The sequence below is a fragment of the Nitrososphaerota archaeon genome, from assembly GCA_011605775.1.
GTDB lineage: Archaea > Thermoproteota > Nitrososphaeria > Nitrososphaerales > JAAOZN01 > JAAOZN01.
The window spans coordinates 1-14035 of sequence record JAAOZN010000038.1; the positions used below are offsets into that span (position 1 = coordinate 1).

15 protein-coding genes are annotated in these 14035 nt (G+C 46.4%); 10 read left to right on the plus strand and 5 right to left on the minus strand.

Annotation, left to right across the window (positions count from 1 at the left end; all coding sequences use genetic code 11):
- Positions 1-2604, minus strand: a 2604-nt coding sequence (locus tag HA494_03585) for a hypothetical protein (protein NHV96850.1), incomplete at its 3' end; no start/stop codon positions are given.
- 49 nt (positions 2605-2653) lie between these two features.
- On the opposite strand from HA494_03585, the gene HA494_03590 reads away from it, so the two are divergent.
- From HA494_03590 to HA494_03610, 5 genes are all read left to right on the plus strand, one after another.
- Complete coding sequence (locus HA494_03590) at positions 2654-3721, plus strand: ABC transporter permease (protein NHV96851.1); 1068 nt, start codon at positions 2654-2656, stop codon at positions 3719-3721.
- A 5-nt stretch (positions 3722-3726) separates the two neighbouring features.
- Positions 3727-5127, plus strand: coding sequence for an ABC transporter permease (locus HA494_03595; GenBank protein ID NHV96852.1), 1401 nt, complete (start codon positions 3727-3729; stop codon positions 5125-5127).
- On the plus strand, positions 5124-6086 hold the full coding sequence (locus HA494_03600; protein ID NHV96853.1) for an ABC transporter ATP-binding protein: 963 nt from the start codon (positions 5124-5126) through the stop codon (positions 6084-6086). The genes HA494_03595 and HA494_03600 overlap by 4 nt, the downstream gene beginning before the upstream one ends.
- Positions 6086-7066 (plus strand): ABC transporter ATP-binding protein, encoded by a 981-nt coding sequence (locus HA494_03605; GenBank protein NHV96854.1) that lies wholly within the window; start codon positions 6086-6088, stop codon positions 7064-7066. Before HA494_03600 ends, HA494_03605 begins: the two co-directional genes overlap by 1 nt.
- Positions 7067-7180: 114 nt before the next feature.
- A complete protein-coding gene (locus tag HA494_03610; GenBank protein NHV96855.1) occupies positions 7181-7618 on the plus strand; it encodes a CBS domain-containing protein in 438 nt (145 codons plus the stop codon).
- A 1-nt stretch (position 7619) separates the two neighbouring features.
- Here the strand turns inward: HA494_03610 and HA494_03615 are convergent, their stop codons facing one another.
- A complete protein-coding gene (locus HA494_03615) occupies positions 7620-8273 on the minus strand; it encodes a ribonuclease HII (GenBank protein ID NHV96856.1) in 654 nt (217 codons plus the stop codon).
- Positions 8270-8821: an NTPase gene (locus HA494_03620; protein NHV96857.1), complete on the minus strand. Its 552-nt coding sequence runs from the start codon at positions 8819-8821 to the stop codon at positions 8270-8272. Before HA494_03620 ends, HA494_03615 begins: the two co-directional genes overlap by 4 nt.
- 113 nt (positions 8822-8934) lie before the next feature.
- On the opposite strand from HA494_03620, the gene HA494_03625 reads away from it, so the two are divergent.
- The 5 genes from HA494_03625 to HA494_03645 are packed head-to-tail and all read left to right on the plus strand — an operon-like array spanning position 8935 to position 13065.
- On the plus strand, positions 8935-9807 hold the full coding sequence (locus tag HA494_03625; protein ID NHV96858.1) for a hypothetical protein: 873 nt from the start codon (positions 8935-8937) through the stop codon (positions 9805-9807).
- Positions 9808-9839: 32 nt separating this feature from the next.
- Positions 9840-10952 (plus strand): DUF373 family protein, encoded by a 1113-nt coding sequence (locus tag HA494_03630; GenBank protein NHV96859.1) that lies wholly within the window; start codon positions 9840-9842, stop codon positions 10950-10952.
- 26 nt (positions 10953-10978) lie between these two features.
- Entirely contained in the window at positions 10979-11740 is a 762-nt protein-coding gene (uppS, locus tag HA494_03635; protein ID NHV96860.1) for a di-trans,poly-cis-decaprenylcistransferase, read from the plus strand.
- Positions 11741-11775: 35 nt separating this feature from the next.
- Positions 11776-12786: an adenylosuccinate synthetase gene (locus HA494_03640; GenBank protein ID NHV96861.1), complete on the plus strand. Its 1011-nt coding sequence runs from the start codon at positions 11776-11778 to the stop codon at positions 12784-12786.
- A gap of 36 nt (positions 12787-12822) precedes the next feature.
- Positions 12823-13065: a hypothetical protein gene (locus tag HA494_03645; protein ID NHV96862.1), complete on the plus strand. Its 243-nt coding sequence runs from the start codon at positions 12823-12825 to the stop codon at positions 13063-13065.
- Here HA494_03645 and HA494_03650 read toward each other — a convergent pair.
- Both HA494_03650 and HA494_03655 read right to left on the minus strand, forming a co-directional pair.
- Entirely contained in the window at positions 13062-13421 is a 360-nt protein-coding gene (locus HA494_03650; protein ID NHV96863.1) for a hypothetical protein, read from the minus strand. The genes HA494_03645 and HA494_03650 overlap by 4 nt on opposite strands.
- A gap of 14 nt (positions 13422-13435) precedes the next feature.
- Positions 13436-14035: DUF72 domain-containing protein (locus HA494_03655; GenBank protein ID NHV96864.1), on the minus strand; the 600-nt coding region annotated here is incomplete at its 5' end.

A 14035-nucleotide genomic window follows, 5' to 3' on the forward strand; every position in this document is an offset into this window, starting at 1 on the left:
GGATGCTAGTGTGCTTTCGAGTCTCTGGCTTGTGGTTGTCTGTGTGCTCTTTAGGTCTGTAACTGCTGACTTGACTTCTGATAAAGCTGCTTTAACATCTGCTACGGCTGTGCTTGTTTTGTCTATTCCCGAAGCTACTGTTTTAAGGGCGTCGGCTAAGCCTGCTTGTACACCCTCTATCTTCTTTGAAATTTCCTCTTTAACCCCACCGACTTCCCCGCCAACTTCTTTGAGTATAAATTCGAGTTGTGGTATTACGTTGAGTGGTGTTGTTTTGATGGCTGCTAAGGCTGCTTCTGCACCTATTCCTATTACTGTAAGCTTGTGTATGCCTGCTACGAGCTTGCTTGTGGCTTCTTTTGTAAGTTCTATTGTGAATAGCCCTGGTGCTTTTGCTGTTGCTGAGCCAGAAGCCACAACAGCGCCACTTGGGTCTTCGAGGACATACTGCATGTTGACGTCGCTGTAGGGTTTACCTTCTACTGTGCTCGTTACGTTAATTAGTGCTGGTAGTCCTGGCACAACTTCTTTTGGCACTTCGACAGAAATTGAGGGTACTCTGGGCTTCAGCAGATGGTCCCATTTATCCGCTGTGTAGGGGTAGTCTCTGAAGGCTGCTAATATGACTTGGGCTGCGACTGGGTCGACTCTTTCTATGTAGAATGGGCCGCTCATAACGAGGTAGTGACCGTATTTCTCTGAGAAGGCTTTGAGAGCATTCCATCTTGGGCTAGGATCTTTTACGAAATCTTTGACCGCAGGGTGAATATATGAGGGCGCCAGCTTATTGAGGTATTCTTTTAGCAGAGGTAGTGTATCGCCTTTAGTTAGATCGATCTGTGTAACCCCAAGCTCCTTCGCTGTGGTTTCTGAGAATGCTGCCTTCTTATCTTGGTAGAGTGAGTTTACAAGGGCGTAGAGCTGCCAAGGCATATAGGGGAAGACATCCGCTTGAGCTGCGATAAACGTCTCATCAGGGTGGGTGTAGTCTAGGTATATTTCGTAGGTGTTGTCGCTGAGCCACCTTATACCCTTAAATGTGTTGGTAAATGTTTGGACTCCTGGTGCTATAGCTGCTGAATCGTGGATCGGGCTTTCTGGCGTGGCTATGCCCAGTATCTCGTATATGAACATCATTATGTCCTCTTTACTTACTGGTGTGCCGTCGTGCCACTTGCCTAAAGTCGCTGTGAAGGTGACTTTGCTCTTTGCTGTGACATTCTTACCCACTTGAACCCACTTATTCTGTTCCCAAGACCACTTCAACGCATCTTCGGGTACGTTCACGCCTCCTGTCTGCACTGTAAAGGTTGTGCGTACAGGCATGTAGCGTCCGGTGTGTGGATGAACCCAAACACCTGGGTCGAATATGTTGTTGAACACCAAACCGTCGAAGAGCCAGTTGAAGCCTATATCTGTTCCTCCTCCTGAGCCTGGCATGGCTAGGTACGCTGAGACGAACATAACCCTGCTACCTATCTTCGCCTCCCCACCAACTCTGTCTACGAACCTCATGCTTCGACCAAATAGCACACCATACGGTCCGCCGTAGAGGTCTGACACCCCTGGTTGTAGCGATTTAGAGTATGGGAATGGCTCAAGCTGATCGACCAAGAATATCCTAACCGCATCCTTTAATGCAAGCTCATTCGCCGCCCTAACTAGCGTGGCTCTCTCATCTAAGTTGGCGTATTTTCCTTCATTGAGCTTCGTGGCGACATCGACTAGTAGAGGTGATGGTTTGTAGACAGTGTGGACCGCATCGGTTCCTGGGGAGACATAGTAGAAGTATGCGTCGGTGTCCTCGTATGCCGATATTCCGGTGTAAGCCCAGCCTTCTGTATAAAGGTTCCATGCGCCTTCGGCTGGGTCGCCGCTGTATACTATTCTGAAAGCTACGGCTGCCCTCTGGTACATCTTGTCCACTGTAAAGCCGACTTTTTCGAGCTGTGTTGAGATATAGTCTCCTATAGACTTCCTCAGATCCTCTACCCTAATGGAGAATTTGATTACAACAGGCTTCCCTTGGTACATCCACTTACCTTCCTCGAATGTAGCACCAGCCTTACCCATGGCTTCGAATATCATCATCTTGGCCTTCTCGAAGTCGTAGGTATACTTTGTCTCAAGGTTCTTCATGAAGACTATGTTTCGCACGTAATCTGGTGAGAAAGATCTGTGTAGCGTCCATCTGGGAACCGCAAGCCCCTTAAGAATCTCATTCGCTATAAAAGACCTATCTATCAGATAGTGCAGCGCCTCCCTTATCTCTGGTATAGAGAATGGGTTAAACCCCTCCCTGAACGGAACAGGGTTTACGAGAATGTCATACGCACCTGAAGGCGCTTCGAGTATGTTTAACCCAGCTTCCTGCGCTTTCTTAACTGCTTCAAGGGTTCTTAAACCCCACCAGCGCATATGGGCTTCTCCAGTCTGAATCTTAGCTATAGCTTCCTCATCAGACGGTAGCTGAAAGTAGATGATTTTGTCAACATAGGGTCCTTTGGGCGCAGCTTGGGCTGCAGCAGGTAGAACTATGGATGGTAGCAGTAGAATGGCTGCTGTGAAACCTATAATCAGCAGTTTGGAAGAAGTTTTCGCCATACCTCCAACATAATACTATTTTATATTTAAACTTTAATAAGCTCAGTATTTGATAGTAGTGCCAATGTTATCGAAGAGCTACCTTGTGAAGAGGGCTTCCTTACTAGCCATAACACTCATCGTAGCTACGTACCTCACAGTAATCATCGCAAATGGCGGGGGGCTCGTAGATCAGATACTAGCAAGCCAAATCAGGTTTGATATTTCATCCACTCTAAGTAGAGACCCATCTTTTAACAGATTACCCGAAGATGAGAGAGAGAAGCTGTTGGAGCAGAGAATTGAATTAGCTATACACGCTAAAGGGCTTGACCAACCATTCATCGTAAGAAGCTTCATCTATCTAGTCGATGCGCTAACTCTTAGGCTTGGGCAAGCCCTCGTAATAAAAAGTAATACAGGTTCAAGAGCAGTCATAGACATAATAATGGAGAGGCTTCCAGCTACTGTAGCGCTCTTCACAACAGCTACAATAATCTATAGTGTTTTAGGCATCCTCGTAGGTTTAGCTATGGCTAGAAAGCCGGGTGGATTATTTGATAGACTTATGACTATGCTTGCTGTAATAACAGGTGTCATACCCCCTTGGTTCTTCGCAATAATCTTTCTACTCCTCTTCGCCTTCTACATTAGGCTCTTCCCTTTCGGAGGATTTGTTAGCGTACCTTCACCAACAGACCCATTCCTTTACGCTCTTGATGTTCTGTATCATATGGTTCTCCCTCTAATCACTTGGATTATCGCTTCATTCCCCTTTTGGGCTTATATCACTAGAAACATAGTCATCCAAACCATAGGAGAAGATTTTGTGACGATGGCCAAAGCTAAAGGTCTACCCGAAAGCACGGTTCTTAGAAGATATGTTCTCAGACCATCTCTACCACCCATAATAACCAATGTAGCTCTAGCTCTAATCGCCTCTTGGCAAGGCGCTATAATCACTGAAGTGGTCTTTGGCTGGCCCGGCATCGGTAATCTACTCAACTTAGCGATCCTATCTACCGATGCCCCGGTAGTTATCGGTGCTGCCGTCATGTACGCTTACCTACTTGTTGCCACCGTACTGATACTGGACATAATCTACAGCCTTGTGGACCCAAGATTAAAGATCGGTTGATCAATATGAGCAGCGCACCCATAGGCATAAAATCTGTTATCCACGAAATCATACATTCAAAGAGCGGTCTTACAGGCGTAGTGATCCTAGCGTTCATATTATTAACATCACTAGCCGCCTTGGTTTCACCAGCGAACATCGTCGAGAAATGGAATGACCCACAAGCTTGGCTTGATAACCCTAGACTCGCAGCACCCGAATGGACCACTCTATTCACTGGAGGAAACCCAGCCAAGACGATCATACTTAAACCCCAAGATTTCAAGAAGGATGTTCAACAGCTTCAGCCAAGCGGTACCAAGATAGAGCTTAGAGCAAGAATAGTTTATGACTATGATACCCCTCCATCCGAAATGAACCTCATGTTAAAAATCGCTGGTGAAGCGAGATCCCTAGTCACATTAAAATGGGTTAGACCAGACGGCAGTTCCATCGAGCTTCTAAGAGAAGTCACCGAACCAGGATCTAAAACTATATTCACATACATAGATAGAGAAGTAACTGCAAATATACAAGCATATCTCAGAAAGATCGGTGTTGCAGATAACCTCCCTACTGGTGTTACTCTATTCTCCAGCGAGAAATCTCTGATCGAAGGTACGCCTAAGCTCATCAAATCACACGATGTTAAGCCCTCAAAACCCTATGAACTAATAGTAGAAGCAACATCAGAAAGTAAAGGGTTCAACGTTGAAGCCCAACTAAATCTTCTAGGCGTAGTCTATGGCTTATGCGGAACAGATAATCTGAGAAGAGATATATTCATCGGCATCGTTTGGGGCGCACCCATAGCTTTAGCATTCGGCCTAGTAGCTGCATTTGTAGTAACCCTTATCCAAGCAATATTCGGAGCTATAAGTGGTTACTACGGATCTAAAGTGGACGAAATCATACAGAGAATCACGGACGTGTATCTCGTGCTCCCTTTTCTATCTCTTCTAATAACTATCCAATTCATATACAAGACTACGATATGGACCCTTCTTATAGCAGTAATAGCCCTATCACTATTCGGCGGTGTCACAAAGTCTGTTAGAAGCATGGCACTACAAATCCGCGAAGAACCCTACATCGAGGCTGCAAAATCTTACGGCGCAAGTAGACGCAGAATTCTATTCCTCTACATATTACCTAGGTTACTGCCCTACACATTCGCCAACATAACCGTCTCAGTACCAGCCTACGTGTTTCTAGAAGCTAGTCTAAGCATCCTTGGATTAGGTGACCCCGCGTTACCTACTTGGGGGAAGCTAATCAGCGAAGCCTTTTCAGGCGGAGCAGCCTACTATGGGTACTGGTGGTGGATCATCATACCCTCAATGTTCATAGTACTTGTCAGTACCGCGTTCGCTTTAATCTGGTACTCACTTGATAAAGTCCTAAACCCAAGGTTGAGAGAAGAATGAATACAATACTAGCCCTAAAAGATTTAACATTATACTACCGAACTCGGAGAGGTGCTGTTAAAGCCGTTGATGGCGTAAGCTTAGATCTTAAGGAAGGCCGCTGCTTATCTATTGTAGGAGAATCTGGTTGTGGAAAGAGTTCTATGGCCTATGCGATAATGAGGATACTACCCCGAAATGTACACACATATAGAGGTGAAGTGATATTTGAAGGTAAGGACTTGCTGAGTCTCCCGGAAAGCGAGTTAAGCAAAGAGGTTTGGTTAAAGAAGATGGCCATGGTCTTCCAAGGCGCGATGAACTCACTTAACCCAGTACTTAGCGTAGGAGAACAGGTTTCAGAAGTCTTCACACTACACGCTGGAATGAGCAAGACAGAAGCACAGAAGAAAGCCGCTGAGTTATTGGAGCTGGTCAGACTACCAGCTACGCTGATAGATAAATATCCCCACGAGCTAAGCGGCGGCATGAAGCAAAGAGTTGTTATAGCCATAGCTTTGAGCATGAAACCCAAGCTGTTGATCTTAGATGAGCCTACTTCAGCGTTGGATGTTATAACCCAGGCAAACATAATCAACCTTCTGAAGAAGCTACAAGATGAGTTCAATCTTACATACATCTTCATAACCCACGATCTAGGATTAGCTAGCGAGCTCAGTGACTACATAGCTGTAATGTATGCAGGCAAAATCGTTGAATCGGGTGACGCAAGATCTGTTTTAACAGACCCAAAGCACCCCTACACGCAGAAACTACTGGCGGCGACACCCAAGCTTCTTGAGGAAGCGAAGCTCGAATTCATCCCAGGTTCGCCGCCTGATCTAGCCTATCCACCAACAGGCTGCAGATTTCACCCCCGTTGCCCGTTCGTTATGGATGCTTGTAGACTTAATGAGCCAAAGCCTACCAAGCTTTCAGAAGACCGATATGTATCTTGTCTACTGTGGGAGAGGGTTTGATGTCAACAAATCGGCTTGTAGAAGTAAGAGATGTGAGAACTTGGTTTGAGGTTAGCAGAGGATTATTGGGTAAGCCTCTTTACGTCAAGGCGGTTGATGGTGTAAGCTTAGATATAGGTAGAGGTGAATCTGCGGCTGTTGTCGGTGAATCTGGTTCAGGTAAAACTACACTAGGCAAGACCATACTTCGCCTATACAAGCCCAAATCAGGTGAAATCTACTACAACGGTAGGAGGATAGATAATTTGGAAGAAGAGGAGCTAAAGTGGTATAGAAGGGAGGCGCAGATAATATATCAAGACCCCTTTGGCAGCCTAAACCCCTTCTTTACAGTCGAGCGTATACTATCCGAACCCCTAACTATTCACAACATAACAAAAGATTATAGAGAAATAAAGCAGATGATCAACCAAGCGTTAATCGACGTTAAACTTGAGCCACCCGAGATGTTCGCATCAAAGCACCCTCATATGCTCTCAGGCGGACAAAGGCAGAGAGTAGCAATAGCAAGAGCCCTGGTACTTAAACCCAAGCTTATAGTAGCGGATGAACCTGTAAGTATGCTAGACGCCTCTGTTAGGGTTGAAATTATGAGTCTGCTAGAAACTCTGCAGAAAAAGTATGAAACAAGCATCCTATACATAACCCACGATTTAGCTACGATCAAATACTTCTCTCAAACCCTGTATATAATGTATGCTGGTAAGATTATTGAGTCAGGCGCGACGAGAGATGTTTTAAAAGAGCCTCTACATCCATATACTCAAGCGCTGGTTTCAGCTATACCAGACCCGAATCCTGAGAATAGGTTGAAGTATAGGGATGTTCCGGCTGGAGAGCCGCCGAGCCCAATGGCCCCTCCCTCGGGTTGTAGGTTTCATCTACGTTGCCCACATTTTATAGCTGGTAAATGTGATGTTTTGGAACCTCAGCTAACCAAATCTAAGAATAACTATGTGGCCTGCCACCTTTACTCTTAGTGGACGATGTTACGACATATGACAACCAACGAAAGCACCAGGCACTAAAGCCTTATCGTAACATCATCCTTTTAGTGTAGCGTAAAGAACTTATGTGAGTTTTGGCGAAGGTATATGTGTGGTGAGAGTTTGGCTCCACTTACAGTAAAGGTTAGAGATGCGATGGATACTAAGCTTGTGAAGATCGAGAAAGATAGACCAGCTATAGAGGCGCTTAAGCTGATGATCGATAACGGAGTCTGGTCTGTAGTTGTAACCGACAAAGGGGTTATAGTGGGCGTGATGACTGAAAGAGACTTCATAAGGCGTTGCATACTTAAAGGCCTTGACCCCAATAAGACGCCTGTGGAGAAGCTGATGAGCTGCCCCCTGATAACGATTGAGGCGGATAGACCACTCGGCGAAGCCCTTCAACTCATGACGACAAAGGGTGTGAGAAGGCTCTTCGTAACCGAAGGCGGTAAGATAATAGGGAGAATAACACAAACAGAGTTGGTTGAGAAGACCCTAGACGTATTTATGGCTCTCTCATCGCTTCAGCGCCAGATGTAACCTAACCCAGTCTCCTATCAACCAGACGCTTCCAAGTCTTCCAAGTCTTCCTAGCGAAGGGTGGCGTTTCGCCGTGCTTTGCCAACCAGTCTCTAAGAAACGCTATCGTAGTTGGGTCAGCTGGGTAACCGCTGCCAAAGTCCCCATACCTTTCACGCAACCTAGCGATTTCTGCATCACGCTCAAACTTCGCTATAATTGAGGCTGCTGAAACGATAGGGTATGTCTTATCAGCCTCGTGCTCTGATATAACTTCGACCTTCCTCCTAAGTAGAGCAACTACATTCCTCTTAAATCGTTCGGGGTCGGTGTCTGGAGCGTCCACATACACCAGATCAGCCTCCAGTTCCTCGATAACCTTAGCTGCGGCTTCGGCTTCAAGCAGATTAAGCCTAATGAACTTCTTCCTCCTCGCAACATACTTATCGACCTCCTCGGGTGGAACCTTTACTGAAACAACTTTGTATGCAAGATCTTTGATGAGAGGGTAGAGTCTCGCTCTTGCTGCTGGCGAGAGTGTCTTGGAGTCTCTAACGCCTATCTCAACAAGTTTGCTTAACTTGCTCTCCTCAACCGCGACACCAGCCAAGACCAGCGGTCCTATGATGCATCCTCTGCCAGCGTCGTCGACTCCACCAACTAATCTTTCACTCAATGCCCTGCACCCAGTAGGTTGAGGACTGCCTCTAAGATCTTTGATGTAGCTTCGTCTGAGCGATAAATGTCTATCTCTACAACCTCAACCTCAGCCGATGCCCTTAGCTCATCAGCCAGAGGGTCACGTATATGTTTATGTATAACGCCAACCATAGGCTTACCAGAATCCACAACTTCCTTGACCGCTTTGCGAAACTCTGGGCTAGCCATTTCCATCGGCCCTATCTCGTCACAAACGATTAAGTCGCAGCTCCGCGCAGCTTCAATGAGTGCTTTTGCTGCCAGATCTGATAGCGCCTTCAGATTAACCCTATACTTTCCTACTCTGGGTCCCATCTTCTGCTCTACTGAGGCCAAGATATCTCTGCTGCCTGATAATAGGTCGACGATTTCGAAGCCCACTCTAATTCCTCTAATCCTCTTTTCTGCAGCAACTACCCCACCGATAGAGTAGCCTCTTGCCCTCACGGCATTCACAATCTTCATTAGCGCTGTTGTCTTGCCACAGCCGGGTTCTCCTGTTAGCAGCCAGATTCTTTTAGCCAAATTTATGCGCCTCTGAACTACGGAATACCCTCTTATTATAGGCGACGCGGTATTAATTTAGATTTAGCATTGTACCAAAATAGTTAATTCTGGTTGGCTAGAGAAGTTTGGTGTTGGCTGGATCCCACGTGCACACCGATCTAAAGGTCTTAGAAGATGAGATCTCTTCCCTCAAACATGAGAGGAGAAAGCTAATAGAGGAGATCAAAGGTATACAAGAGGAAAGGCGAAATGTTTTAGCGAGCTTAAAAGAGATAAGCAATCAGCTCAAGGAGCAAAGGGATCTAAGAGATAATGAGTTAAATGGGTTAAGACAGTTGATCGAAGAAAGTAAACAGATTAGAGCCAAGATGCAAGAAAGCTTACATACACTTGCTACAGGCAGAAAAGAGATTGCCGCAGCGAGGCGAATCAATAAAGAGGAGACTTCTGAAGAGTTGGAGCGGGCTATAGCTGAGTTAGAGTGGAGGCTGCAGACCGAGAGGTTAACCAGAGAGCAGGAGAAGGCTCTCCTGCTAAGGATAAAGGAGATGCATTTGAGAAAAGCGGAGATCAAGCAGAGGGAGGCTGCGTTAGATAAGCTCAAGCAGCTCTCAGTGGAATCGACCAATCTTTCGGAGAGATTAAAGGAGGTTAGAGCTAGGATCGATGAAGCGAAGAGGAAAATAGAGGCGACGAAGGATGCTATCTCCAAGCTGCTTGAAAGGCGAGAAAGTCTGCAAAGCGAGCTAGAGCGGCTGAACAGATCCCTTCAAGAGAAGGAGCAGCAGCTAGACAACTTACAGACCAAACTGCTAGCAAACCTCGCGAAGCGAAGAGAGCTGGTGGAAGCCAAACGCCAAGAAGAAGCGAGGAAGGCAAAAGAGAAGATGGATCAGGAGATAAGCCGGTTAAAGGTAGATATTCGAAGCAGACTTCTGGAAGGGAAGAAGGTCGAGTTGAGCGAACTTAAGCTGCTTCTGAATTCTGAAGATGAAATCGCTTAAGTATTAGAGAGTAGTAAGGTTTTAGGAAAAGGTTGGAGGAAGCCAGAGCCAAACCCGCGTTACTTGTCTTATGTGTTGATAGGGATGACGATGTAGGTATAAAAACCGGTTTAGCAACACCTATCGTAGGCAGAGACAAGTGTCTAATAGCAGCAACGAGGCTGGCTCTGGCTGACCCAGAAGAAGCAGACGCAAACACGATCTTCGCAGCCATCAAGGAGTATGATGATCTGCTGCAGCAGGGCTATTCGGTTGAGGTCGCTGTAGTAGCTGGTACGCAGAAGAGGGGCATTGATGCAGATCGGAAGATAATGGAGGAGACGAAGAGCATCCTCGCTTCACATAAAGTCGACGGTATAGTCTTCGTCTCAGACGGGGCCGAAGACGAGTATGTTATCCCGGTTGTGCAGAACTTTAAGCCGATTTTATCTGTGCGTAGGGTTGTCATCAAGCACAGTGAGAGCGTTGAGGAATCATACGCGATCCTATCCAAGTACCTTAAAATGTTAGTGTATGATCCAAGGTATTCAAGGTTCTTCTTAGGGGTACCCGGTCTTCTTCTCTTGACATTTGGTATACTAATGGTGCTTGGTAAGACTACTGAGGCTATCGCTGCTGCCTTAGTTATACTGGGTCTGGCTTTTATTGCGCGGGGCTTCGACTTAGATAAGCTCGTCTCAGCTCTGACTCAGATGAGACCGTCTGGTTACTTAAGATTCTTCTCCGCTCTTGCGGCTGTGCTTATACTAGTCTCTGCAGTATATGTGGGTTTCACATCAGTGAGTGGCACACCAGAGTACGCTAAGATCATGGTTCAACCTGAGCTCTTCTTCGAATACGGTGCGTACCTCATAGGCTTGTTTTTACAAGAGACCATTAACCTGATCTGGATAGGGGTTGGTATTTATTTAGCTGGTTCAGCCCTCTACCATTGGATTAGGCACAGTTATAAGGTTCTTAGAACCGCTACAAACCTGCTTATCTTACTGCTGCTATACTTCCCCGTGACCCAGATCTCCCTAATTCTTTTAGGTAGAGGCAGCCCAGCCTACCTCACCTCACTCCTCCTAATCGGCTTAGCAATCCTGTTTCTTGTCGTCTCCTTAGTCTACCAATATGTTATTGTCAAAAGGCTTCGCAGGTGACCGGCTTGCTGCAGACACTACTTAAGGTGTTTGGCGTCTACAAAATATACGAAAAGTATCTTGAGCACCAGCTATCAAAAAAGGAGAAGCCGAAGCACATAGGCTTGATCCTAGACGGAAACAGAAGATGGGCAAGAGAGAAATCACTACCAACAAAGCTGGGTCACTATTTTGGTGCTGAAAACGCAAAGAACCTTCTTGAATGGTGTTACAAGCTTGGGATAGAGAGTGTCACGGTCTTTGCGTTCTCAACCGAAAACTTCAACAGACCTAAAGAAGAAGTAGACGAACTCTTTGCTATCATCGAGGAGAAGTTGAGGGAGCTACTACAGGACGAGCGGATACATAAGTATAGGGTTAGGGTGAAGGGGATCGGTAAGATGGATCTGCTGCCTCAAAGCATTCGTTCCCTCCTTTCTGACATCGAGCGGAACACAGCAGATTACGATCAACACTTCCTCAACATCGCTTTAGCGTATGGTGGTAGGAGTGAGATAGTAGATGCGGTGAAGAAGATATGTGAAGAGGTGAAGGCCGGTAGGCTAGACCCCTCTACCATAAGTGCTGAGACGATAGAGCAGCACCTCTACACCTCTCATTTACCTCACCCAGACCCCGACTTGATAATAAGAACTTCTGGTGAAGAGAGGCTCAGCGGCTTTCTCCTCTGGCAGTCAGCATACAGCGAGCTAGTCTTCTTAGATATATTTTGGCCTGAGTTCAGAAAGATCGATCTTATGAGGGCGATAAGAATCTATCAGCAGCGTGATAGGAGGTTCGGTAGATAATCAGTTTATTAGAGGGTTAGGTTAGGGTTAGGTGTATGTCAAAAGCGATCTTGATTGTAGGCGGAGCTTTCGGCGACGAAGGGAAGGGGAAAGTGATATCCTACTTAGCAGTTAAGGATAAGGTTGATGTGGCTGTCAGAGGAGGCGTAGGCCCCAACGCAGGACACACTGTAGTATCTGGTGGCAGAACCTACAAGGTTAGACTAGTGCCAAGCGCTTTCATAAATCCGCAAACGCGGCTGCTCATCGGAGCAGGGGTTGTGGTTAATCCTCAGCTCCTGCTGGAGGAGGTTGAGTTAACTGGTGTAAGAGGGCGGCTAGGTGTTGACTTCCAAGCTGGCGTTATTGAGGAGGAACATATTCAACGAGATAGGGCTGGTCATCTAAAGGAGAAGATCGGGACAACAGGGAGCGGCACAGGTCCTGCGAACGCAGATAGGGTGCTTAGAAAAGGTAAAGTTGCTAGAGAGATACCGGCTCTACAAGAGTTCTTAACCGATGTCGCTGGTGAGGTCAACAATGCTTTGGATGAAGGTAAACGGGTATTGGTTGAGGGTACTCAAGGCACCTTCCTCTCACTCTACCACGGAACCTACCCATATGTAACATCTAAAGACACCACAGCATCCGCAGCCTGCGCTGACGTAGGGCTAGGTCCTCTTAGGGTCGGCGAAGTCATCGTAGTCTTTAAGGCATACTTTACGAGGGTTGGTGAAGGCCCCTTAGAAGGCGAGCTTCCTACAGAGGAGGTTGTCAAAAGGGGTTGGAGTGAATTCGGTACTGTCACAGGTAGGATGAGGAGGGCTGCGCCGTTTAACTTCAAGTTAGCGCGAAGGGCTTGCCTCCTTAACAGCGCCACACAAATCGCCCTAACAAAGTTAGATGTTTTATTCAACTGTGATGCTGGTGTTAAGAGGTTCGAAGACCTCTCAGACGAAGCTAAGAGCTTTGTGAGGAAGATCGAGGAAGAAACTGGTGTGAAGGTAACACTTATAGGAACAGGCCCTAATGTTGAGGATATGATTGACAGGAGAGGTGAAGTGTAGCTGGAGAAGGCTGAAGAAAGGGCAGTAACGATTAAGATGAACGAACTTAAAGACCTCGCTCAGAACCTGACGAGTTTTCTAAAGGAGCGTGTTGGTGTGGAAGCTTCGGTACAAGATGATAAGCTGATGGTGAGTAAGGGTAGTAGAGGCGAGATGACTGCTAGAAGGCTGAAGGTTTACCTAAAGAGATTCCTCTATCTACAAGGATTAAGAAGGAAGTATAGGGTGCTAGTTAAGGGCAGCGAAATGAACCTTGTGAAACAGAAGGAAAAGGATTAAAAGCTTTTAGCTTCGAGCATCCATAATAGATCTCTTGCCTTTCTCACCTTTTCTAACACCTCGAAAGCATCGGTGCTCTGGATGCTGTTTAAAGCGTCAGCAACAAACTCTCGCGCTTTAGCAAGAGTGTTTCGCAGCCCCCCTTCTGCTGCATATCTTACCCTCCTATCTTCATAATCAATACCTGACGAGATTTTAATCAAGAGTATTGCGAGCTCGAGCCTACACCTCGCCCTCCATAGGTCGAGCTTCTTTCCATCAATGGTACCTGATGATTCAATCTGCTTCAATAGTGTGTATGCTGATTGGAGCTCTGATCTTATGCGCTTTAACCTCTCGTCTCGGTAGCCGTTCATACCCTCCAACCTGTTTAGAGCATTTTGATGAAGCGTTGGGCATCTTCACGCATAGTTATGTTATTAAACATGACGTAAACGGTTTCTGCGCTCTGCCCCTCAACTATTCTGCTTAGCCTATTCAGATCATCATCACTATATTTGTAGATGTAGGGTTTGGAGCCGAGTCCGTGCAGTCGGAAGTATTGGATGTTCGTCTCTATAATCGGCTTGGAGACCAGTGGGTCAACTATGTGCACTGCGCCGATCTTCTTTAAGTCCTCTGCTGTCTGCTGGTCTTCTTTGAACCAGCTGGGGTGTCTGAATTCGATGCCTATGTTTACATTGCTTCCTTTGAAGAAGTTTAGGAGCCTCTCCACATTCTCTTCTGTTCTGCTGAAGGACGGTGGTAGGTTGATTACGCAGAAGGTTGCTTTAAGAATTGAAAAGATCTGCATCGTCTTACGCCAGCACTCTAGGTTCTCTTCGGTTAGTTGTAGATGCCCATAAGCTTCTTGATTCTCCTTCGGCTTCTGGCTACCAGCTCTTCTCCAAGTCGGGCTGGATATAGGGTGTGTGATCCCTTGGAAAGCTTTCATGGTGAACTCAAACCCCTCTGCAACACTTCTTCTCCA